The 21,919-nt window shown below is 68.0% G+C and carries 18 protein-coding genes; 6 read left to right on the top strand and 12 right to left on the bottom strand.

The genetic code is table 11. The features are described from left to right. Positions 1–59: 59 nt before the first annotated feature. The 3 genes from IEW19_RS01150 to IEW19_RS01140 are packed head-to-tail and all read right to left on the bottom strand — an operon-like array spanning position 60 to position 2,331. The gene (locus IEW19_RS01150; RefSeq protein WP_188569843.1) at positions 60–281 is read right to left on the bottom strand and encodes an SCO4848 family membrane protein; all 222 of its coding nucleotides are present in this window, start codon (positions 279–281) and stop codon (positions 60–62) included. Positions 282–284: 3 nt separating this feature from the next. After that, positions 285–782, bottom strand: a complete 498-nt coding sequence (locus IEW19_RS01145) for a DUF2505 domain-containing protein (RefSeq protein WP_188569842.1) — start codon at positions 780–782, stop codon at positions 285–287. Between the two features lie 43 nt (positions 783–825). Then, on the bottom strand, positions 826–2,331 hold the full coding sequence (locus IEW19_RS01140) for an SDR family oxidoreductase (protein ID WP_188569841.1): 1,506 nt from the start codon (positions 2,329–2,331) through the stop codon (positions 826–828). Between the two features lie 270 nt (positions 2,332–2,601). On the opposite strand from IEW19_RS01140, the gene mfd reads away from it, so the two are divergent. Continuing rightward, positions 2,602–6,306 (top strand): transcription-repair coupling factor, encoded by a 3,705-nt coding sequence (gene mfd, locus IEW19_RS01135; RefSeq protein ID WP_229748241.1) that lies wholly within the window; start codon positions 2,602–2,604, stop codon positions 6,304–6,306. 6 nt (positions 6,307–6,312) lie between these two features. Then, a complete protein-coding gene (locus IEW19_RS01130; protein WP_188569840.1) occupies positions 6,313–7,125 on the top strand; it encodes a metal-dependent hydrolase in 813 nt (270 codons plus the stop codon). 88 nt (positions 7,126–7,213) lie between these two features. On the opposite strand, the gene IEW19_RS01125 is transcribed toward IEW19_RS01130, so the two are convergent. From IEW19_RS01125 to nirB, 6 genes are all read right to left on the bottom strand, one after another. Next, a complete protein-coding gene (locus IEW19_RS01125; protein WP_188569839.1) occupies positions 7,214–7,477 on the bottom strand; it encodes a hypothetical protein in 264 nt (87 codons plus the stop codon). A 51-nt stretch (positions 7,478–7,528) separates the two neighbouring features. Beyond that, the gene (deoC, locus tag IEW19_RS01120) at positions 7,529–8,248 is read right to left on the bottom strand and encodes a deoxyribose-phosphate aldolase (RefSeq protein ID WP_188569838.1); all 720 of its coding nucleotides are present in this window, start codon (positions 8,246–8,248) and stop codon (positions 7,529–7,531) included. Between the two features lie 172 nt (positions 8,249–8,420). Continuing rightward, entirely contained in the window at positions 8,421–9,293 is an 873-nt protein-coding gene (locus IEW19_RS01115; protein ID WP_188569837.1) for an FAD-dependent oxidoreductase, read from the bottom strand. 201 nt (positions 9,294–9,494) lie between these two features. Then, on the bottom strand, positions 9,495–10,643 hold the full coding sequence (locus IEW19_RS01110; RefSeq protein ID WP_188569836.1) for a uroporphyrinogen-III synthase: 1,149 nt from the start codon (positions 10,641–10,643) through the stop codon (positions 9,495–9,497). A gap of 14 nt (positions 10,644–10,657) precedes the next feature. Then, positions 10,658–11,689, bottom strand: coding sequence for a uroporphyrinogen-III C-methyltransferase (cobA, locus tag IEW19_RS01105; RefSeq protein WP_188569835.1), 1,032 nt, complete (start codon positions 11,687–11,689; stop codon positions 10,658–10,660). Positions 11,690–11,691: 2 nt separating this feature from the next. Then, the gene (gene nirB, locus IEW19_RS01100) at positions 11,692–14,322 is read right to left on the bottom strand and encodes a nitrite reductase large subunit NirB (RefSeq protein ID WP_188569834.1); all 2,631 of its coding nucleotides are present in this window, start codon (positions 14,320–14,322) and stop codon (positions 11,692–11,694) included. Positions 14,323–14,581: 259 nt separating this feature from the next. Between nirB and nirD the strand changes: the two genes are divergently transcribed. After that, entirely contained in the window at positions 14,582–14,962 is a 381-nt protein-coding gene (gene nirD / locus IEW19_RS01095; RefSeq protein ID WP_188569833.1) for a nitrite reductase small subunit NirD, read from the top strand. Between the two features lie 72 nt (positions 14,963–15,034). Here nirD and IEW19_RS01090 read toward each other — a convergent pair whose 3' ends face one another. Continuing rightward, the gene (locus IEW19_RS01090; protein WP_188569832.1) at positions 15,035–16,786 is read right to left on the bottom strand and encodes a phospho-sugar mutase; all 1,752 of its coding nucleotides are present in this window, start codon (positions 16,784–16,786) and stop codon (positions 15,035–15,037) included. Positions 16,787–16,843: 57 nt separating this feature from the next. Continuing rightward, positions 16,844–17,662: a purine-nucleoside phosphorylase gene (locus IEW19_RS01085; protein WP_188569831.1), complete on the bottom strand. Its 819-nt coding sequence runs from the start codon at positions 17,660–17,662 to the stop codon at positions 16,844–16,846. 102 nt (positions 17,663–17,764) lie between these two features. On the opposite strand from IEW19_RS01085, the gene IEW19_RS01080 reads away from it, so the two are divergent. From IEW19_RS01080 to IEW19_RS23285, 3 genes are all read left to right on the top strand, one after another. Next, positions 17,765–19,180 (top strand): NAD(P)H-quinone dehydrogenase, encoded by a 1,416-nt coding sequence (locus IEW19_RS01080; RefSeq protein WP_188569830.1) that lies wholly within the window; start codon positions 17,765–17,767, stop codon positions 19,178–19,180. Positions 19,181–19,373: 193 nt separating this feature from the next. Then, positions 19,374–19,991, top strand: coding sequence for a hypothetical protein (locus IEW19_RS23290; RefSeq protein WP_229748240.1), 618 nt, complete (start codon positions 19,374–19,376; stop codon positions 19,989–19,991). A gap of 89 nt (positions 19,992–20,080) precedes the next feature. Further along, positions 20,081–20,404, top strand: a complete 324-nt coding sequence (locus IEW19_RS23285) for a hypothetical protein (RefSeq protein ID WP_229748239.1) — start codon at positions 20,081–20,083, stop codon at positions 20,402–20,404. 56 nt (positions 20,405–20,460) lie between these two features. Here IEW19_RS23285 and IEW19_RS01070 read toward each other — a convergent pair whose 3' ends face one another. Further along, positions 20,461–21,918 (bottom strand): benzaldehyde dehydrogenase, encoded by a 1,458-nt coding sequence (locus IEW19_RS01070; protein ID WP_188569829.1) that lies wholly within the window; start codon positions 21,916–21,918, stop codon positions 20,461–20,463. Position 21,919: the final 1 nt, after the last annotated feature.

Here is a 21,919-nt window from a genome sequence, read left to right as displayed (position 1 = left end):
AGCCCCGGGCCTTCCTTCATCAGGAAGACCCGGGGCTGTTTCGTGTAAGAACGGCTGGTTCAGCCCAGCAGGCCCAGGACGCCGATCACTGCAGTTGCGAGGCCGAGCACCATGGAGATGCTCACCAGCACCACATGGACCGTCAGGAACTTTGTTGCCTTGCCGGCTCCATCACGGGCACGGGGGTCCTTCATCACCCGGCGCAGGAACTGCGGCCAGACCACCAGCGACCAGACGCCCGCGACGATCAGGACCAGCGCGGCGAAGACGGGAAGCTGCATGGGCTAGTGGCTTTCCAGCCAGGCCTGCGCCTGTGCGGCCTGCAGGTTCAGTGCCTTGGCCACCATGGGCTCGGCGGCGTCGGCGATCTTGCCGCCCAGGAACGGAACGGATGACTTCACAGCGCCTTCAAGCTCCACGCGGGTTCCGCCGTCCTCGGCCACCAGCCGCTGGACGGCGGTGACGTCAACCGGGGCGCCGGCGATCTTCAGCGAAATGTTGCTCTGGCGTGAGCCGTCCGCGCCGGGTGCGTCCCAGTTTTCGACCTGGGTCACCTTGAGGTGGTCGCCCACGAACTTCCGGGCGATTTCGGGCAGCCGCGTGGTGGGGAGGGTGCGCACGGAGGTGGTGTTGAAGGCCCCGGCGACGTCGCCGTCCACGGTGAAGGACTCCAGGCTGCCGCCCACCAGTTGGCTGACATGGCGCTGGAAATCCTCGTTAACCAGCACAGCGGCAACGCTGTCAACGGAGTGCGGAAGGGTGGTGGTTGCGCTCAGCGCCATGGGTCCTCCTGGGACGTGGGAAATGGTTTAAGCCTCCAACATCCTACGGGGTGGCGGCCGCAGCCTCCGCATTGGCCAGTCTTTGCGCCGCTGCGGTGATGTTGCGGGCCATGGCCGGGAAAATCAGGCTGTGGAACGGAAGCACGGCGAGCCAGTACAGCCGGCCGCTCAGGCCCTTGGGGAAGAAAATGGCGCGCTGCCGGTAGCGGCTGCCCCCGCCGTCGGGCTCCACGGAAAGCTCCAGCCAGGCACGTCCCGGTGCACGCATTTCGGCCCGCAGCCGCAGCAGCCTGCCGTGCTCGATCCGCTCCACGCGCCACCAGTCCACCACCTCGCCAACGGCCAGGGTGTGCGGGTGCCGGCGCCCCCGCAGCAGCCCTGCGCCGCCGGTCAGTTTGTCCAGCCAGCCACGGACCTGCCAGGCCACGGGCAGCGAATACCAGCCGTTGCGTCCTCCGATGCCCTCGATGACCGTCCAGACTTTTGCCGGGTCCACGTTGCCGTGGAACGTCCGTTCGTCGATGTAGACCTTGTGGCCTGCCCAGTCGGGATCGCTGGGGAGCGGATCGGAGGCGGCGCCGGCATTCGCCCAGGTGGTTTCCACCTGGCCGTCCCGCTCCTTGCCCAGCGCCAGGGCCACCGCCGTCCGGTACGGGGTCAGGCCGCCGTCGGGCTGTGGAATGTACTGGTCGATCGCGTGCTCGTTGGACACTGCGTCGTGCTGCAGCGACTGGACCAGCGGCATGGCCATGGAGAGGGGAATGGGGGTGGTCAGGGCAACCCACATGCCAGCCAGCTTGGGCGCCGGTACCGGCAGCGCCAGCACCGGCCTATATGGCAGTCCTGCCTCCGCGGCGTACTCCTGCATCATGCCTGCATACGTCAGTACCTGCCGGCAGCCGATGTCGAAGGTCCGGTTGATGCTGGCCTCCAGCGACGCGGCCGACACGAGGTAATACAGCACATCGCGCACGGCGATTGCCTCGATCCGGTTGCGCACCCAACTGGGTGCCGGCATCAGCGGCAGCGTCTCGGCGAGGTGGCGGATCATCTCGAAGGACGCCGAGCCTGAGCCGATCACCACGCCCGCCTGGAAAACGATGGCATCCACCGGGCCGTCCAGGAAGACCTTGCCCACGGCCTCCCGGGACCGCATGTGGGTGGAGAGCTCCACGTCCTGCGGGTGCAGCCCGCCCAGATAGACGATCCGGCGTACCCCGGCCGCCGCAGCGGCATCCGCGGCGGTCCTGGCCATCGCCTTTTCCTTCGCTTCGAATCCCGCCCCCGCAGCCATGGAATGCACCAAATAGTAGAAGACGTCGACGTCGGCAAGGGCTGCGCGGAGGGCGTCGCCGTTGTCGAGGCTGCTTTCCACCACGCCCACTTTGTCCCGCCACGGCACGCCGGCAATCTTGTCGGGGGAGCGGACCAGCACCTTCACGGTGTGGCCTGCTTCCAGCAGCTTGGGCACCAGCCGCCCGCCGATGTAGCCGGTGGCCCCGGTGACGAGGACGGTCTGCGGCGTTGGCTGGGCACTCATTGCGGTCATGCTGGCTCCTGTTCGTCCTGGCACCTGTTTGTCCTTGGCGGTTCGGAGCGGCCGCCTTTCTGGACGGCTGAGGCAACCTGGCCGACCGGCTGCCGGCACCCGGCCTGCCGCTCCGATCGAATATGGCCCGGCCCTGCCAGCCTAGGCCTGCGGACGCCGCGCTGCCATGTCGTTCCTGCGCGGTAGGCTGGGGGTACCCGGGATTCGCAGCGAATTTCGGGTTTTCGCGTTGCCTGCTTGCCTTCGATGAACCCCACAGGAGCTTCTGCCATGAGTCTTCCCGGCCAGTCCGACGCCGGCACATCCAGCAAAGGCACATCCCGCGCCGGTAAATCCAGCACGGCCGCGTCGCTGGACGGACTGCGCCGCGCGCTGGCGCCGGACCAGACCTTCGCGCGCGTCCGCGCCGAGGCCGCCCGTGGCTTCGACGTCCGGGGGCAGGATTACCAGATCAGTGCTCCCGCCGGCCTGCGTCCCGTCCTGCTGGCGGAAATGGCGGACGGGCTCGCGGCCGCGCTTGCAGGACAGGACGGCGCAGGGCCTGGCGTGGTGCTGGCTGTGACGGCAACCGGCCGCGAGGCCGAAGACCTGTCAGCAGCCCTGCGCGCCTACCTTCCCGCGGATTCGGTGGCCGAGTTTCCCAGCTGGGAGACGCTCCCGCACGAGCGGCTTTCCCCGCGATCGGACACCGTAGGCCGCCGGCTGTCCGTGCTGCGCCGCCTCGCCCATCCGGAAAGTTCGACGGCGGGCCGGCTTCGGGTCGTCGTCGCGCCCGTTCGCGCCGTGGTCCAGCCGGTGGTGGCCGGTTTGGGCGACCTGGTTCCGGTCACGCTGAAGGTAGGCCAGGACGTCCCGTTTTCCAGCGTCGTGAAGAGCCTCGCCGATGCCGCCTATGCACGCGTGGACATGGTCACACACCGCGGCGAGTTTGCCGTACGCGGCGGCATCATCGACGTCTTCCCGCCCACGGAGGACCATCCCATCAGGGTGGAGTTCTTCGGGGACGAGGTGGACCAGATGCGCTGGTTTGCCGTGGCCGACCAGCGCTCGCTGTCCGCGCCCGGAATCCACCACCCGACGGAGCTGCACGCCCCGCCGTGCCGCGAAATCCTCATCACCCCCTCCGTGATGTCCCGCGCAGCCACCCTGAAGGCCCAGCTTCCCGCCGCGGCGGACATGCTGGAAAAGATCGCCGGCGGCATCGCGGTGGAGGGCATGGAGTCCCTGGCGCCGGTGCTGGTGGACGCGATGGTTCCGTTCGTGGACCAGCTGCCCGCGGACTCCATCGCCGTGGTGATTGAACCGGAGAAGGTCCGCACCCGCGCCCACGACCTCGCCGCCACCAACGAGGAATTCCTTGAGGCGGCCTGGTCCACTGCGTCCGACGGCGGATCGGCGCCTTTGGACCTCAGCTCGCAGGCGTCCGCCGCGCTTCACTCGGCGAGCTTCCGCTCGCTGGCCGAAACCCGTGGGTCCGCCCTGGCACACGGCGTCTCCTGGTGGTCCATCACCTCCCTGGCGCAGGACACAGAACTGCTGCCCGAGATCGACGTCCTGAACCTGCACGCCCGGGAACCCCGCGGATACCAGGGCGACGTTGCCGAGATGATGGACTTCATCGGTTCACATGTCCGCGACCAGTGGCGGATCGTGGTGGCCACCGAAGGCCCCGGCCCTGCCCAGCGCCTGGCGGAACTCTTCCACGAAAACGACATCCCCTGCGCCCGCGTGGACAGCCTGGACCACGAGCCCCAGGCGGGCATCATCGAGGTGACCACTGCCGCCGTCGGCCGCGGTTTTGTGCTGGACGGCCTCAAACTTGGCCTGCTCACCGAAGCGGACCTGCTGGGGCGCACCTCCGCCGGGTCCACCAAGGACATGCGGCGCATGCCCTCCAAACGGCGCAACGCCGTCGACCCCCTGCAACTGGTGGCCGGGGACCATGTGGTCCACGAACAGCACGGCATCGGCCGGTTCGTGGAACTGATCCAGCGCAAGGTGGCCGGTGGCGGTGACGGGGTGCGCGAATACCTGGTCCTGGAGTATGCGCCGGCCAAGCGCGGCGCGCCCGGGGACCGGCTGTTCGTGCCCACGGACCAGTTGGACCAGGTGACCCGCTACGTGGGCGGCGACACCCCGGTCCTGAGCAAGATGGGCGGCGCGGACTGGGCCAGCACCAAGTCCAAGGCGCGCAAGGCCGTCAAGGAGATCGCCGGCGAGCTGATCCGGCTGTACTCGGCCCGGATAGCCTCCCGCGGCCACGCGTTCGGTCCCGATACTCCGTGGCAGCGTGAACTGGAGGAGGCCTTCCCGTATGTGGAGACCCCCGACCAGCTGACCACCATCAACGAGGTCAAGGCGGACATGGAGCGGGAGATTCCCATGGACCGGCTGGTGTCCGGCGACGTTGGCTACGGCAAGACCGAAATCGCGGTGCGCGCTGCCTTCAAAGCCGTGCAGGACGGCAAGCAGGTGGCCGTGCTGGTACCCACCACGCTGCTGGCCCAGCAGCACTACGAAACCTTCACCGAACGGTTCTCTGGCTTCCCGCTGCGGGTGAAGCCGCTGTCCCGGTTCCAGTCGGCCAAGGAGTCGAAGGAAACCTCGGACGGCGTCAAGAGCGGTGCCGTGGACGTGGTGATCGGCACGCACAGGCTGCTGTCCAAGGACTTCGAATTCAAGGACCTCGGCCTGGTCATCGTGGACGAGGAACAGCGCTTCGGCGTGGAGCACAAGGAAGCGCTCAAGAAAATGCGCACCAACGTGGACGTCCTGGCCATGAGCGCCACCCCGATTCCCCGCACCCTGGAGATGTCCCTCACGGGGATCCGGGAAACCTCCACCCTGGCCACCCCGCCGGAGGAGCGCCACCCGGTGCTGACCTACGTGGGCCCGTACACGGACAAGCAGACCTCCGCCGCCATCCGCCGTGAGCTGATGCGCGAGGGACAGGTCTTCCTGGTCCACAACCGCGTGTCCACCATCGAGCGGACCGCCGCGAAGATCCGCGAACTGGTGCCCGAGGCGAGGGTGGAGGTGGCGCACGGAAAAATGTCCGAGAGCCGCCTGGAGCAGATCATTGTTGACTTCTGGGAACGGCGCTTCGACGTGCTGGTGTGCACCACCATCATCGAGACCGGCCTGGACATCTCCAACGCCAATACCCTGATCGTGGACGGGGCGGACAAATACGGCCTGTCCCAGCTGCACCAGCTCCGCGGCCGTGTGGGCCGTGGCCGTGAACGCGCCTACGCCTACTTCCTCTACCCATCGGAAAAGCCGCTGGGCGAGGTGGCACTGGAACGGCTCAAGGCCGTGGCCGCGCATAACGAACTCGGCGCAGGCATGCAGCTGGCCATGAAGGACCTCGAAATCCGCGGTGCCGGCAACCTGCTGGGCGGCGAACAGTCCGGCCACATCCAGGGCGTGGGCTTCGACCTGTACATCCGCCTTGTGGGTGAAGCCGTGGCGGACTTCCGGGGCGAGGCAGAAGAGAAGGCGGCGGAGATGAAGATCGAACTGCCGGTCAACGCCCACCTGCCGCACGACTACGTGCCCGGCGAGCGGCTGCGCCTGGAGGCCTACCGGAAGCTTGCCGCCGCCCTCACCAACGAGGCCATCGACGAAGTCCAGGCCGAACTCGTGGACCGCTACGGCGACCTGCCGCTTCCGGCGCAGAACCTGGTGGCAGTGGCCCGGTTCCGCGTTGGCGCGCGCGAAGCCGGCCTGTCCGATGTGGCACTCCAGGGCAACTTCATCAAGTTCTCCCCGGCCACCCTGCCGGAGTCCAAAATCATGCGCTTGAACCGGATGTACCCGGGCTCGCAGTCCAAGCCTGCCCTGGACGCCGTCCTCATCCCCAAGCCCAAGACAGCGCGGATCGGCGGCAGGGACCTGCAGGACGCGGAGATCCTGGAGTGGGCCAACGGCGTGATCCGGAACATCTTCTCCGACGCGCCACTGGTGGTGAGTTAGCACTTGATGGGAGGACACCACGCCGCGTCGGGAGCCGCGGCGTGGGTAGCTGTCGCGTCCACCAGCCCCTACACGCTGGGCTGGTACCCGCTGGATCCCACCGGCATCCTTATCGGCGGCATGGCGACGGCGGGGACGGCGCTGGTGTGCGACTGGGACCACCGGTCAAGCACTGTGGCCCACTCGCTGCCGCCGCTGTCCAACGTGATCGCGCGCGGCATTGAAAACGCCAGCGGCGGCCACCGGCAGGGGACACACTCCGTGCTCGGTGCTGCGTTCTTTGTGCTGCTGGCGACCCTGGCCGGGCAGGTTCAGGTGCAGACGCAGTGGGGGCTGTTGTCCGTGGGTGCCGGGCTGCTGTGCATGTTCATGATCAACATAGCGGCCAAGGCGTTGAAGCTTTTTCCGAAGTCGGGCTTCATCTCGAACTGGATCGTCGCGCTGGCCATGGCGGGCCTTGTCACGGTGTATGCGCCGGAGCAGTGGACGTGGCTGCCCACATCGATGCTGATCGGGGTGGCGGTGCACATCGTGGGCGACCTCATCACCACCGGGGGAGTGCCGCTGCTGTGGCCGCTGGTGGTCCGGCCGCCGAAGATGCTGCGCAGGATGCCCCTGCTGCGGAACGTCTGGCGCGCCAACGGGGCGCTCTCCGTACCCCTTTTGGGGCGTGCCGGTTCCAAGCGGGAGTGGCTGGTGCTGATCCCAGTGAGTGCCTACGCCATGGTGGGCCTGTCAATGGCGGGATGGGCGATCGCCCAGCACCACTGGGCCCGCGTGGCGGCTGCCGCGGGCGCCTGGATCAGGCTCTGGTTCTAGCAACTGGGGCAGTGAAGTTCCAGCAGACAGCAACGGACCCCGGACATTGTCCGGGGTCCGTTCGCTTTTGCTGCTGTTCAGCCGGGGGTCAGTGCTCGCCTGCGGAGTCGGAGCGGCCCAGGATGGTCTGCGGAATCCAGAACGCCAGCGCGAACAGGACCAGGCAGACGGCCATGGGCCACGGGTTTCCCAGGCTGAGGAAGGACAGCGAGTAGATGGCGCCCAGGAACAGGGCGAAGCAGATCACGAACAGGACCACGCTGGTGGCGAGGTTGTTTTCGTTCTGCGGGGTCCGGACGGATTCCTGGTTCGACGCCGTGTCCCGGCTGGACGCGTTGATCTGGCTGGACATGTGTTCCTCCTCGGCCCCGCGGGGCTTGGTCTGTGCCGGCTTCCGGTTCCGTCAGTAAGCGGCTGAACCCTGTTCACCCTTGACAATGGCAATCCCGGAGCTGGCACCAATTCGTGTTGCACCTGCTGCAATCATAGCCTGCGCGTCAGCCAGGGACCGTACGCCGCCGGAGGCCTTGACCCCCAGGTCCGGGCCCACGATCCTGCGCATCAGGGCCACGTCTTCAACGGTGGCGCCGCCGCCGTTGAAGCCCGTAGAGGTCTTCACGAAGTCCGCCCCGGCCTCCACGGCCGCCTGGCAGGCCAGCACCTTCTGCCCATCCGTCAGGAGGGCTGTTTCGATGATGACTTTCAGGATGGCTCCCCCCGCGTGCACGGTCTCCGCGACGGCAGCGATGTCCTCCGTCACGGCCCCCTTGTCGCCGGCCCGCGCAGCGGCAATGTTGATCACCATGTCCACTTCATCCGCGCCGTCCAGCACGGCGCCGCGGGCTTCGAACGACTTCACGTCCGTGGGCGTGGCTCCCAGGGGGAAACCGACCACGGAGCAGGCCAGGACGCCGGAACCCTTGAGCGCGGTATTGACGGTCTTGACCCAGAGGGGGTTGACGCAGACCGACTTGAACCCGTACTCCGCTGCCTCGGCGCACACCCTCAGCACGTCCGCTTCAGAGGCTTCGGGCTTGAGCAGCGTGTGGTCGATGTAGGAGGCGATGTTCGCGGGCCCGGCCGCACCAGTGTTCCCTGCGTGAACGGTGGCTTCGTTGCTCATGATGGTCCTCTCGAAGGGCTTCTTAGGCCCGGCGTTGACTCGGTTTCGGGAACCATCTTGTCACAGCGGAGTGCCCTCGCCGGCGGGCACCGCCAGGGCGCCACCGCACCGCAGCAGGCCTCCACGCAGCAAACCCCCACGCAGGCAGGACGCCGGCAGCGAGGCATGCCGCTTAGGCCGCCGCCTGAAGGGCCGGCGCTGCGGATGCCTCGGTCAGCAGCTGGGTGGCGCAGGCGCCTGCCGCCGAAGCGGCCGCCACCAGCAAGCCCAGCCGTACGCCGTCGAACGCCGCTGCATCCCCAATCGCCCAGATCCCCGGGACGGAGCTGCGGTAGTCCCGGCTGATCACGATGCCACCCCCGGCTGCGGTCTGCAGGCCGGCGCTGGCTGCCAAGCCGTCGCGGGAGACCCGTTCCTCGGCCAGGACAACCAGGTCTCCGGTCATGCTGCTGCCGTCCTCGAAGACCACGGCGGACGCGGCCTGCCGGGAGGCGGATCCGCCCGACACGACGGCGGGGATGATGGCGGCCGGCCGGGCGGTGGTGCGGATGGGCCGGACGCCCTTGGCCCGCAGGACTGCCTCGGCCTGTCCGGCCGCCGCGCCTGTGCCTACCAGGATCCCCACCGGGCGCCGCCCCAGCTCCCGGGCCACTTTTTGTATGCCCTTCGCGACGCGGGGTGCGTCGTCGATGGTGGCGTAGCTCAGGCACTGTCCAGCACCGTCCACCGGGCTTGCGACGGGGGCCGATCCGGTGGCGATAACCAGCTGGTCGTAGGCGAATTCCATGCCGTCCGCCGTTGCCACGGTCCGGTTGACGGCGTCGATGTGGCTGGCAGGCTGGCCGAAGCGGACGGAGACCTGGGGCAGCATGGCCAGCTCCAGCAGTTCCGTAGGGGTGTCATCCCGGTTGCTCAGTACGGTGATGGTGCCGGTGAACCGGGCGCGGTCCAGCTGCGCCACAAGGGCCTGGGCAGCGGGGCCGGCGCCGGCAATGACGATGCGGGTTGCGGCGGAGGTGGACGGTGTGGGTGCCGGAGCGGACATGTGCTGGCCCTTTCGCTGGCGGCCGGTAAGCGGCCGGACTTCGTGATGGAACCCAGCGTAGGCTCGCGTTTTTTCCGGCGTGTTTCCCCGCAGTTGCTGTTCAACGGGCCCTTGTTCGCCAGTATTTACCGGCCGGTAACACAACCCGTGACGCACCTCTCATCCATCCGCCAGCCGACACATTGACCGCGTTTGGGCTGGTCAGATGCGGATGCGGTAGCCCCGCTTGACCACCGTCTCAATGAGCTTGCCGTCCGGCAGCGATGAGCGCAGCCTGCTCACGGTCATATCGAGCGCGTGCACGGAACCCCGAAGTTCCAGCAGGTCAGACAGCGATTCGCGGGACAGGACCGCGCCGCCGGCACCGAGCAGGGCGCGCAGCAGCAGCAGCGGAGCGGGCGCCAGCTCCACCTGCTGTCCGTCGATCCGCAGGCTGCGGCCGCGGAGCTCGATGTTCCCTGACCGGGTATCCAGCCGGCGCACATGGTTCAGTGCCAGATGCTCGCACACCAGCCGGATGAGGGCCCCCATCCGGAACCGCTCCGGGACCAGCGGGGTCACGCCCGCATCCAGGAGGGGCTGCGCCGTTACGGGACCCACCACGGCCGTGGTGACGTTCAGTTTCAGGCTCTCCACCAGCTGCTTGTAGAGGCCCATCTCATGGGCGGTGCTCCACATCGCGTCCACCGCGGGGGCGCTCGTGAAGGTCAGGACGTCAAGGTTCCCGCTGCAGGCGGCGTCGATCAGCCGCGGAAGCTTGTCCTCGCCGTCGGGCTTGACCCAGCGGTACGGCGTCACGGTCAGGACAGTGGCGCCCGACATCCGCAGGCGCTCGATCTGGCGGACGTCCGTGTAGCCGTGCAGCTGCATAGCCACCGTCTTGCCCCGGACGCCTTCGGTCAGCAGCATGTCCACCAGCGTGGCGGTGGTTTCGTCGCTGCTGATGCCGACGTCGGCGAGGCCGGCCGCGCGGACGGCACCGCGGGCTTTGGGTCCCCGCACGAACATACGGCAGTTCCCCAGTGTTTCCAGCAGTTCATCGCCGATCCCGAAGGAGTCCGCGGCCTCGCACCAGCGGCGCATGCCGTAGGCGGTGGTGGCGATGCACAGGTCCGGCTTGGCGGCGATGACGGCGTGCGTGTCCTCGATGAGGCGCATGTCCTCCTGGACGGGGGCGATCTTCAGCGCGGGTGCGTGCAGCACTTCGGCGCCGCGGCGTTCGAGCGCCTCAATCAGGTCACGGGAACGCCGGTCAGAGGTGACTCCGATGCGGAACCCCTCCAGGGGCGCCTCCGCGGCGTCGGTGGCTTCTTCAGCCTGCGTGGGATCGGCCGGTGCAAGTGCGGTCATGGGGGTCAATCCTTTCATGATCCCAGCAGCGATGCCGCCAGCCTGTCCAGGTCGGCGGCGGCTCCGGCATGGCACTGGTTGGCTTCGGCCACCCGTACCACCTCGCCGATCACCAGCACCGCCGGGTTGCTGCAGCCGGCAGCGGCGGAGGTGATGGTGCCCAGGTCTGCGATGGTGGTGCGCTGGCCTGGCCGGTAGCCCCGCTCCACCACGGCCATGGGCATGTCGGCGCGCATCCCGGCGCGGCGCAGCCCTGCCGCGAGCTGGTGGAGGGTGCCGATGCCCATGAGCACCACGATGGTGCCGCCCAGCCCGGCCAGGTGCTGGTGTTCCTTTTCGGTGAGCGGGGCGTGCCCGGAAACCACCGTGAACATGCGGCTGACTTCACGGTGGGTGACCGGAATTCCCGCGGCGGCCGGCACCGAGATGGCGCTGGTGACGCCGGAGATGACGTGCACTTTGACGCCGGCTGCCACGCACGCGGCGACTTCCTCCCCGCCGCGGCCAAAGACATACGGGTCCCCGCCCTTGAGGCGGACCACGTTGTTGCCGGCCAGCGCACTCTCCACCATCAGCTTCTCGATTTCCGACTGGCTGACCTTGTGGTGCCCCGGCTTCTTTCCGACGTCCACGAGTTCCGCGGATGTCAACAGCGGCAGCTCCTGGTACGGGGCCAGCCGGTCGTAGAACACCACGTCTGCGTCGCGGAGCGCCTTGACGGCCGCCACGGTGAGCAGGTCGCTGGTGCCGGGGCCGCCGCCCACCAGGGTGACGTGGCCGGCGGGGCCGCCCGCGGGCTCGGCAGCGACGGGGAGGCCGGTCTTCCGGCAGCGGTCAAGGAAAGCGTCCCAGCCGGACTGTCCGTCCTCGACGGCGGCAACAAGGAACAGCCGCTCCGGCAGGTGGACGAACCGGGCTTCGCCGGGGCTGCCAAGGCGGTGCACGACGGCGCCCGCGGCTTCATACCGCCGCAGCGCCTGCCGCGCGGCTGCAGGGGCGCCGGCCACTAGGACGTTCCGGCCGGTGAGGTCGATACTGAGCTGCATGGCTACGCCTCGTTCCCGTCGCGCGGTCGGATGGGGATGGAAGCGCCGATCAGGACCCTGCCTTTTTCCTCCGCCGTGGCCGGCCGCATCTGGCCGCGCTCGTCGGGGACGAAGGTGATGGAGTCGTCCTTCTGGTCGGGAGCGTTGACAAAGGAACGGAACCGGCGCAGGCGCTCGGGATCCTTCAGGGTGTCCGCCCATTCGTCCACGTAGGTGTCAACGTGCCTGGACATGGCCGCTTCGAGTTCCTCGGCGATGCCCAGGATGTCCTTGACCACCACATCCTCGACGTGCTTGATCCCGCCGTCGAGTTCCTCCTGCCACCGGGCCGTGCGCTGGAGGCGGTCGGCGGTGCGGATGTAGTACATGAAGTAGCGGTCGATGTACTTGATCAGCGTCTCGTCGTCCAGGTCCTTGGCCAGCAACTGGGCGTGGGCCGGGGTTGCGCCGCCGTTGCCGCCGACGTACAGGTTCCAGCCGTCGGCAGTGGCGATCACGCCCACGTCCTTACCACGGGCTTCGGCGCATTCCCGGGCGCAACCGGAAACGCCCATCTTGAGCTTGTGCGGGCTGCGCAGGCCGCGGTAGCGCAGTTCCAGCTGGATGGCCATGGCCACCGAATCCTGGACGCCGAACCGGCACCACGTGGACCCGACGCAGGACTTCACCGTACGCAGGCTCTTGCCGTACGCCTGGCCGGACTCGAAACCGGCGTCCACCAGTTCCTTCCAGATCTCCGGGAGCTGCTCCAGCCGGGCGCCGAACATATCGATGCGCTGGCCCCCGGTGATCTTCGTGTAGAGGTTGTACTTCTCGGCCACTGCCGCGATGACGCCCAGCTTCCTGGGTGTGATCTCGCCGCCGGCGATGCGCGGAACCACCGAGTAGGTGCCGTCTTTCTGCATGTTGGCCAGGGCGCGGTCGTTGGTGTCCTGAAGGGTGCCACGGCCGGCGTCCAGCACGTACGCGCTGTTCTGGCTGGCCAGGATGTTGGCGATGGTGGGCTTGCAGATGTCGCAGCCGGCGCCGGTGCCGTACTTGGCCATGATCTCCTCGAAGGAGGTCAGTTCCAGGACGCGGATGGCGTCGAACAGTTCCTGGCGGGACAGTTCAATGTGCTCGCACAGGGCCTTGGAGACCTCGACGCCGGACTTGGTCAGCTCGGTTTCCAGCAGCTTCTTCAGCATGGGCACGCAGGAACCGCACTGGGTTCCGGCGCGGGTGCAGCCCTTCAACTCACCCAGCTCCTGGACCGGGGCGTTGCCCTCGCAGGCGCCGCAGCCGTTGATGGCGTCTCGGATGGAGCCGGCGGTGACATTGTTGCAGGAGCACAGGGTGGCGTCGTCCGGAAGCTCGGTTTCCGGGGCCTCGCCGCCGCCCGCCGCGCTGAGGAACGCACCGGGCTCGGCGGGAAGTTCGCGGCCCAGGAGCGGCCGCAGGCTCATATAGGGGGACGCGTCGCCCACGAAGATGCCGCCCAGGAGGGTCTTGGCATCGTCGGTGGTGACGATCTTCTGGTACACGCCGCGGGCGGGGTCGGCATAGACAATTTCCAGGGCGCGCTCGGTACGGGCGAAGGCGTCACCGAAGCTGGCCACGTCCACGCCGGACAGCTTCAGCTTGGTGGCAGTATCGAACCCCGGGAAGGTGGCGTCGCCGCCGTGCAGCCGGTCGGCCACGATCTCGGCCATGGTGTTGGCGGGAGCCACCAGGCCCAGGCACATGCCGCCAAAGTTGGCCACTTCACCGATGGCCCAGATGCCCTGCACCTCGGTGGCGCAGTAGTCGTTGATGACCACGCCGCCGCGCTGGCCCAGGCTGAAGAGCTGATCTTCACCCTCGGCGGCACGGAAGAGCTCGTCGCGGGGCTTGACGCCGATCGCGACAATCACCAGGTCGGCCGGGATGACGCGTTCGTCCGCCATGAGCACCCCGGTGACCTGGCCGTCGTCGTCCGTCAAAATCCCGGCGGGGAACACGCCGCCGTGGACTTCGAAGCCCTTGGCCTCGATGAGCCGGCCCAAGGCCTGGCCGGCGCCCTCGTCCAGCTGCGTGTTCATGAGCCAGGGAGCGCCGTTGATGACCACGGGGGTGGCACCGAGCTGCGCGGTGCCCGCGGCCGATTCGAGGCCCAGGAGCCCGCCGCCGATAGTGACGGCATTGACTTTGCGGCCAAGTTTCCCGGTGAGGTCGGCGATGGCCTTGTTGATGGCCCACACATCCTCAAGGGTGCGGTAGACGTGGGCGTGCTGTGCACCGGGGATGGGCAGGCGCGTGGCGTCCGAACCCGTGGCAACCACCAGTTCGTCGTATTCGTAGGCGTGTCCGGCCGCCGTTTCAACCGTCTTTGCCCCTGCGTTGATCTTCACCACGCGTTCACCGGTCTTTAGCACCAGCGAGCCGTGGTCCCACATCGAGGCGGTTCCAAGGGTGAGGTCCACACCGCTGTCGGTGAGGGCCTTGGAGAGCGCCACCCTGTCATAGGGGAGGTGGGCTTCTTCCGTGAGGACCGTGACATGCCAGCCGTCGAGGCCGCGGGCATGCATGGCGTCAGCAAAACGGTGGGCCGCGGGGCCGCCGCCGGCGACGACAATGCGGCGCGGAGTCTCTGTGCTTGAAGTCTGTTCGGTCACGGTGGGCCTTTCGCATGGGCCGCAGACGGTGCTCTGCAGCTTGTGCGTCCAGCCTAGGGAAGGGCAGTTTCGCCTCAGTTTCCCAATTGTTTCGTCAACTTAACTTCTGCATCACGAACGCGTTTCCGGTCGCGTTAGGTCTCTTTTACGCGCCGGACACATTCACCGCACCCCGTTGAAACACCCGGATCCTAGCGTGGGACACGGCAGCAAAAGCAGCCACTGCAAGGACAACAGGCACAGGGAAAGGAGCCGGACAATGACGGCAACACTGGAACTTGGGGCGCTCGCCGCCGAATCAGACAGCGCCGGATTCGGAGCCGGCTGGCACCGTGTCTGCCCGGTAGACGACCTTGAACCCGCCTGGGGCGAGGCCGCCTTGGTCGCAGGCCGCCAGGTGGCGCTGTTCCGTACCGGCCCGGAGGAAGTCTTCGCGGTGGCGCACCAGGATCCTGCCACCGGAGCACACGTCATGGCCCGCGGCATCCTGGGTTCCAAGGGGATGCGTCCCACCATCGCCTCGCCGCTGCACAAAGAGGTCTACGACCTTGAAACCGGTGAATGCTTCGCCACCACGGGCCTGCGGCTGGAAGCGTTCAGCACCCGCGTCATCGACGGTTTCGTTGAGGTGGAGCTCTAGCATTTCGACACACTTAAAGGGGCCCGGGGCCTTAAAGCTCCGGCGCCCCTTTCGGGCTTAACCTCCTGGCAGTTAGAGCCCCAGTGCTTCGCTGACGTCGTGCAGGACCTCATCCAGCGAGGCCCTGGCGGCCTGGCGTGCAGCGGGCAGCTCCGCGGCGGATCCCGCGTGGTGTATGACCTCCAGGTAGCACTTGAGTTTGGGCTCGGTGCCGCTGGGCCTGATGATCACGCGGGTCAGGTTGCGGGTGATGTAGAGCAGGCCCTCGGTGGGCGGCAGCTGCGCGCTGCCGTCGGCCAGGTCCGTGAAGACCTCTACGGCTGACTGCCCGAACGACTCCGGCGGCGAAACCCGGAGGCGGTTCATCATGGCGTCCAGGAGCCCCAGGTCCGCAACCCTGATGCTCAGTTGGTCGCTGGCGTGCAGGCCGTGCTGAAGGTAGAGCTCATCCAGCGTGTCGAAGACCGTCTTGCCCGCCGCTTTGGCGGTGGCCGCGAGTTCGGCGATCAGGACCGCGGCCGAAATCCCGTCCTTGTCCTTCACAAGGTCCGGCGCCACGCAGTACCCCAGCGCCTCCTCGTAGCCGTAGACCAGGCCCGGAACCCGGGAAATCCACTTGAACCCGGTCAGGGTCTCCTTATGGGCGAAGCCGGCGGCGGCGGCGATGCGGGCCAGCAGCCGTGAGGAAACAATCGAATTGGCGAAGACGCCCTGGCCATCCGCCACAGCACCGGCAGGGCCGTCTTCTGCCAGCCGTGCCACTATGTGCGCGCCCAGCAGGGATCCCACCTCGTCGCCGCGGAGCATCCGCCAGGCACCGGTGTCGGGGTCTTTCGCGGCCACGGCTGCCCTGTCAGCGTCGGGGTCGTTGGCGATCACGAGGTCGGCGTCCAGCCGGGCTGCCGCTTCCAGCGCAAGGTCCAGGGCCCCGGGTTCCTCCGGGTTGGGGAAACTCACGGTGGGGAAATCGGGGTCCGGTTCAGCCTGTTCGGCCACCACGGTGACATCCGTGAAACCTGCAGCTTTCAACACGTCCAGCGCGGTGCCGCCGCCCACGCCGTGCAGCGGGGTCAGGACAATCCGCAGGTCGCGTGCGGGAAAGCGCTCCGGCATGGCGAGTGCCGCCGCCGCCCGCTCATAGTCGGCCGCCAGCGAGCCGTCCAGGACGGTCCAGCCGCTCTCTGCCAGCGCGATCGATTCCTGCGGCCCCACGGCGCTGATCCGGGCGGCGATTTCCGCGTCGTAGGGCGCCACGATCTGGGCACCGTCGCCGTCCGCCGCTACGGCATGCCGGCCCAGATACACCTTGTACCCGTTGTCCTGCGGCGGGTTGTGGCTGGCGGTGACCATGACGCCGCCGTCGCAGTCCAGGGCCCGGACGGCGTACGCCAGCAGGGGAGTGGGGAGGGCCGCCGGCAGCAGGAAGGTCTCGATGCCGGCCGCGGTGAAGATGGCAGCCGTTTCGGCCGCGAAGACATCGGAGTTGCGCCGGGCGTCGTAGCCGACGACGGCACGCACCGGGGTGCCGGCGGACGCCTTGGCCACGGCGTCAACCAGGAAGGCCGCGAGTCCCGCTGCGGCGCGGCGGACCACCACCCGGTTCATCCGGTTAGGCCCGGGGCCCAGGGCTGCGCGCAGACCTGCCGTGCCGAACTGCAGGGTTCCGCGGAAGCTGTCTTCCAGTTCCTGCCGGGCCGCGGGATCGCCATTCCCCACAAGGCGGACAAGCTCGAGGAGCGACGCCTTCGTTGCGGCATCCGGGTCTTGGGCAGCCCATTCGCGGGCTTCAGTGAGCAGGCGAAGTTCGGCATCGGAAGACGTCATGGGCATAACGCTATCGTCATTGCCCATCCACATGATGCACCCCGGGCGCCTGGCGGGCTAGAGCCGGCCGATGATGCCCGCCAGCAGCCTGGAGATGCGCGGGCCCGCTGCCTGGCCGGATTCGATAACCTCCTGGTGGCTGAGCGGTTGGGGGCTGATGCCCGCTGCAAGGTTGGTGACCAGCGAAATGCCGAACACTTCCATGCCCGCGTGCCGCCCCGCGATGGCCTCCAGCGCCGTCGACATGCCGACGAGGTCTGCGCCGATCCGCTTGGCGTACTGCACCTCCGCCGGCGTCTCATAGTGGGGGCCGGGGAACTGTGCGTAGACGCCCTCGTCCAGGGTGGAGTCCACGTCGCGGGCCAGTTTGCGGATCCGCGGCGAGTACAGGTCTGTCAGGTCCACGAAGGTGGCGCCTTCCAGCGGGGAGGCGGCGGTGAGGTTGATGTGGTCCCGGATCAGTACCGGTGTGCCGGGGGCCCAGTCCTCATTGAGCCCGCCGCAGCCGTTGGTGAGGACCAGCGTGCTGCACCCCGCGGCCGCGGCGGTCCGGATGCCGTGCACTACGGCGCGGACGCCCTTGCCCTCGTAGTAGTGGGTGCGGGCGCCCAGGACCAGTGCCCGCTTTCCCGCCTTTGTCAGTACGGACCGGATGGTGCCCACGTGGCCCTCCACGGCGGGGGCGTGGAAGCCCGGGACCTCCTCGGCGGACAGGGTGGCAGTGGTCTCGCCGATCAGGTCGGCGGCCCCGCCCCACCCGGAACCGAGGACCAGGGCGGTGTCATGATGGTCCACCCCTGTCTCTTCGGCAATGTAGTCCGCCGCGGCGCGGGCGGCAGCGAACGGGTCCGTGTTCAGGAAGTCTGTTGTACTCACCAGTACAAGTTATCCTCCCGCCCGTGTTGCCCCCGTCACCGTGGCCCGGAGGGCGCCCCGTTTTCTTGGTGGTCCAGCGGAAATGCGCGAGAATGGATGACTGTGACTACGCATCCAGATTTCAGTTCCCCCCGGATCGCAATCCTGGGAGGTGGTCCCGGTGGATACGAAGCTGCCATGGTGGCCGCCTCGCTGGGGGCGACGGTCACCATCATTGAACGTGCCGGCCTGGGCGGATCCGCGGTGCTGACCGATGTGGTCCCCTCCAAGACACTCATTGCCACGGCTGACCTGATGACCCGCGTGGCCGAGGCCGGCGAGCTGGGAGTGAAGTTCGACGTCGACGGCGGCGACTTCTTACCGGTGATGCGCGCCGACCTCAAGCACATCAACGACCGCCTCCTCAACCTGGCCCGCAACCAGTCCCAGGACATCCGCGACGGCCTGGACAAGCTGGGCGTGCGGATCATCGCCGGCTCCGGGCGCCTCCTGGACAGCCACACCATCGAGGTCCTTACCGTGGACGGCATCGAAACCATAGAAGCCGACACCATCCTGCTGGCCGTTGGCGCGCACCCCCGCGAGCTGGAGACTGCCCGCCCGGACGGCCAACGGATCCTGAACTGGACCCAGATCTACAACCTTGACGAGCTGCCGGAGGAACTGATCGTCGTCGGCTCCGGCGTAACGGGCGCTGAATTTGCCTCCGCCTACAACGGCCTGGGCTCCAAAGTCACCCTGGTCTCCAGCCGCGACCGCGTGCTGCCGGGCTCCGACGTTGACGCCGCAGTGGTCCTGGAGGAAGTCTTCGAACGCCGAGGCGTCCGGGTCCTGTCACGCTCCCGCGCCCAGACCGTGGAACGCACTAACGACGGCGTCGTGGTGACGCTCGCCGACGGCTCGAAGGTGACCGGCAGCCACTGCCTGCTGTGCCTGGGCTCCATCCCGAACACCGCAGGACTCGGCCTTGAGGAGGCAGGGGTGGCCGTCAGCGACAGCGGCCACATCAAGGTGGACGGCGTCTCCCGCACCACCGCACCGAACATCTACGCCGCCGGCGACTGCACCGGCGTCCTGCCCCTGGCCTCCGTGGCCGCCATGCAGGGCCGCATTGCGGTGGCGCACTTCATGGGCGATGGCGTGACCCCGCTCAAGCTCCACCAGGTGGCGTCCAACATCTTCACCTCGCCCGAAATCGCAAACGTCGGCGTGTCCGAGGCCGAGATCGAGTCCGGCAAGTACCAGGCCGACGTCATCAAGCTGTCCCTGCGCAGCAACGCCCGGGCCAAGATGCGCAACGCCAAGGACGGGTTCGTGAAGATCTTCGCGCGGAAGGGCTCCGGTACCGTGATCGGCGGCGTGGTGGTCGGACCCAACGCTTCCGAGCTGATCTTCCCGATCTCCATCGCCGTCAAGCAGAAACTGCACGTGGACGACGTCGCCAGCACCTTCACGGTCTACCCGTCGCTGACCGGATCCATCTCCGAGGCTGCCCGCCGCCTGCACGTGCACATGTAGTACTTCCTGCAGACGTGGCCCGGCACCGCTGGAAGCCGCGGCAGGTCCAATCGGTACTTAGGACTCTGGAGCGCGGCGCCGGGCGGCCCGACACTGAGGCCATGATTGCCGTGCACACCCTGGGCCGCCGTTTCCAACGACCCTTGGCTGCGAAATTAATGGTGGCGGCCGTGCTTGCCCTGCTCCTCGCTGCGTGCTCCCAGCCGACCGGCCCGGGCGCGCCGCCGTCAACGTCAGCGCCCCGTCCAGCGCGGGCGGCACGGGCAACAAGACGGGCACGGGCAGCCCAGCCTGCGAGCTCATCACCCCGCAGATCGCCGCAAGGGTAGAGCCCGGGCTGGTGGCGGTGGGCCAGAACACGCCTGCAAGGCCGCCGGGAAGCAAGGCCTATCTGTGCACCTATGCAGGCAAGTCCCCTGAGCGGGGCATGACGGCACTGTCCGTCGCGCTCACGTCGCCCGCGTCCGCCGCCGACGTCGACAAAGCGAAGGGGACATCCGGCTGCTCGCCGGTCACCGGAATCGGCGACTTCGCCTGCCTGCAGTGGACGGGATACTTCCGCGGCGAGGCGGGCGGTGCGTCCGCCAACGTCGTCCTGCACGCCGTCAGCGGGAACGAAATCCTGGAGATGCCGTACGTCACCGGCCCGCCCATGGATGGAGGCACTGTGCCCGACGGCGACGCCATGTCCCGGGCGCTGTCGCAGGCTGCCGTCGACGCAGGCTGGGGCAACGGAACACAGCTGAATGTTCCCGCAGCGCCGGCGGTGGGGCCGCCGGCCACGACCAACATGCCGTCTGCGCCCTGCTGAGTCCGGCCCAGGTCAAGCGGGCCTTCGGGGCGACCACCGAACCGCAGCTCCTCCCGGGCGAGGTCAGCTGCCGCTACACGTTCGGGCAGTTGGGCACGCCCGGTCCGGACTCCATGATCTTCTCGATCGAAGTCCTCAAGACCTCAGGCTCGCCACTCGGTGCCCCGGCCATGCGCGGTGAGCCGGTCCAGGGCATCGGGGACAGGGCAACGTTCTCGATGAGTACCGAACCCGCCGGTCCGAAGTCGCTCCGGCCCGCCGGGGACGTGCCCGTCACCATCCTGTCCGTCCAGGCGGTCAGGGGGCAGAACTTGGCGACGTTCGTTGCGCAGGTACTGATTTCCCCGTCCGGACCGTCAGCCGGTCAGACAAAGGATCAACTCATCAGCCTCGTTCGCGGCGTCAACTTCTGACCCCGGCCAGCCTCCGGGGCCGGAGACCGCCCGGCCCCGGAGCGGGCACCCCGGTCCTAGAACGGATACGGGGCGATGTTCGGACGCAAGGTGAGCCACTGAATCTCGGTGAAGGACTCCATGTTGGCGTGGTGGCCGCCAATGCGCGAGCCGTTGCCGGAGTTTTTCGTTCCGCCGAAGGGGGAGTTCGCCTCATCGGAGACCGTCTGTTCGTTGATGTGGACTTTCCCTGAGTCGAGCCTGTCCGCGATGGCCATGGCAAGGCCGACGTCGCCGAGGATGCCGATGGACAGGCCGTATTCGTTGTCGTTGGCCAGCGAAACGGCTTCATCCACGGTGGAGAACTTCATTACCGGGGCCACGGGGCCGAAGATTTCGTCCTTCCACGCGGGGCTGTCCGTGTCCAGGTCCACCAGCACGGCGGGTTGGTAGAACCGGCCGTCGTGGGTGCCGCCGGCGGCGAGCCGGGCGCCGGCCCGCACCGCGTCCTGGACAATCCCGTCCACCCGGTGGAGCTGGCGCTCGTCGATCACCGGACCCAGTGCAACGGTGCCGCCCTTCGGATCACCCACCGGCAGGTGTCCGGCCTTTTCGGACAGGGCGGCGACGTAGTCGTCGTAGATGTCTTCATGCACGATGTGGCGCCCGGCAGCCATGCAGATCTGGCCCTGGTGCATGAACGAGCCGAACGCCGCCGCGGAGGCCGCCTTGGCCAGGTCGGCGCCCGGCAGCACGATAAGCGCGTTGTTGCCGCCCAGTTCAAGATGGGCACGCTTGAGCAGCCGGCCGGCCGTCTCACCGATCTTCCGGCCGGCCGCCGTCGAGCCCGTGAAGGCGATCACCCGGACCTCGGGGGCTTCGACGAGGGCAGCACCGATCTCCGCGCCCCCGGGCAGCAGCGAGAGCAGTTCGGGCGGAAGTCCTGCCTCCTCGAAGATGCGCATCACCGTCACGCCGCCGCAGACCGTGGTCCGGGGATCCGGCTTGAGCATCACGGCATTGCCGAGTGCAAGGGCTGGCGCGACGGCGCGGATGGAGAGGATCAGCGGGAAGTTGAACGGGGCAATGACGGACACGACGCCGACCGGCCGGCGCCGGGCAAAGGACCAGCGGTTTTCGTTCGAGGTCAGGACGTCCCCGGCAGGGAGCGAAGGCAGCGCAGACGCGTCATAGCATTCGTTGGCGGCGATATGCGTTTCCAGTCCGGCCTTGGGCGGAATACCGCCGGATTCACGGACAATCCAGTCCTGGATCTCCGCTGCGTGCTCCTCCCAGAGCTGCCCGGCCCGGCGCAGTACGGCGGCACGGTCCTCCGGGTTGCAGGCGGCCCATTCCTTTTGCGCCTTCGCGGCGGCGGTTGCCGCCTCGCGGACATCCGCTACTGAGGCCACGCCGTAGCTGCCCAGCTGCTCACCGGTGGCCGGTTCGATGCTGCCGGCGGTCCCGCCGCGCCCTTCGCGCCAGCCGTTGAGGTAAATCTTGCCCTCCCAAAGGGCGGAGTCGAGCAGGGACATG

Source organism: Arthrobacter liuii, from assembly GCF_014639275.1.
GTDB lineage: Bacteria > Actinomycetota > Actinomycetes > Actinomycetales > Micrococcaceae > Arthrobacter > Arthrobacter liuii.
Note: the sequence above shows the minus strand (reverse complement) of the source record. Positions and strands in the feature narration are given on the sequence as shown.

What these genes read in the sequence shown, in the direction of transcription:
- deoC (WP_188569838.1), bottom strand. Translation starts at nt 8,248, where the DNA reads ATGAGCAACGAAGCCACCGTTCACGCAGGGAACACTGGTGCGGCCGGG.
- nirD (WP_188569833.1), top strand. Translation starts at nt 14,582, where the DNA reads ATGACGGCAACACTGGAACTTGGGGCGCTCGCCGCCGAATCAGACAGC.
- IEW19_RS01145 (WP_188569842.1), bottom strand. Translation starts at nt 782, where the DNA reads ATGGCGCTGAGCGCAACCACCACCCTTCCGCACTCCGTTGACAGCGTT.
- IEW19_RS01125 (WP_188569839.1), bottom strand. Translation starts at nt 7,477, where the DNA reads ATGTCCAGCCAGATCAACGCGTCCAGCCGGGACACGGCGTCGAACCAG.
- IEW19_RS01150 (WP_188569843.1), bottom strand. Translation starts at nt 281, where the DNA reads ATGCAGCTTCCCGTCTTCGCCGCGCTGGTCCTGATCGTCGCGGGCGTC.
- IEW19_RS01070 (WP_188569829.1), bottom strand. Translation starts at nt 21,918, where the DNA reads ATGTCCCTGCTCGACTCCGCCCTTTGGGAGGGCAAGATTTACCTCAAC.
- cobA (WP_188569835.1), bottom strand. Translation starts at nt 11,689, where the DNA reads ATGCAGCTCAGTATCGACCTCACCGGCCGGAACGTCCTAGTGGCCGGC.
- IEW19_RS01110 (WP_188569836.1), bottom strand. Translation starts at nt 10,643, where the DNA reads ATGACCGCACTTGCACCGGCCGATCCCACGCAGGCTGAAGAAGCCACC.
- mfd (WP_229748241.1), top strand. Translation starts at nt 2,602, where the DNA reads ATGAGTCTTCCCGGCCAGTCCGACGCCGGCACATCCAGCAAAGGCACA.
- IEW19_RS01090 (WP_188569832.1), bottom strand. Translation starts at nt 16,786, where the DNA reads ATGACGTCTTCCGATGCCGAACTTCGCCTGCTCACTGAAGCCCGCGAA.
- IEW19_RS01140 (WP_188569841.1), bottom strand. Translation starts at nt 2,331, where the DNA reads ATGACCGCAATGAGTGCCCAGCCAACGCCGCAGACCGTCCTCGTCACC.
- IEW19_RS01115 (WP_188569837.1), bottom strand. Translation starts at nt 9,293, where the DNA reads ATGTCCGCTCCGGCACCCACACCGTCCACCTCCGCCGCAACCCGCATC.
- IEW19_RS01130 (WP_188569840.1), top strand. Translation starts at nt 6,313, where the DNA reads ATGGGAGGACACCACGCCGCGTCGGGAGCCGCGGCGTGGGTAGCTGTC.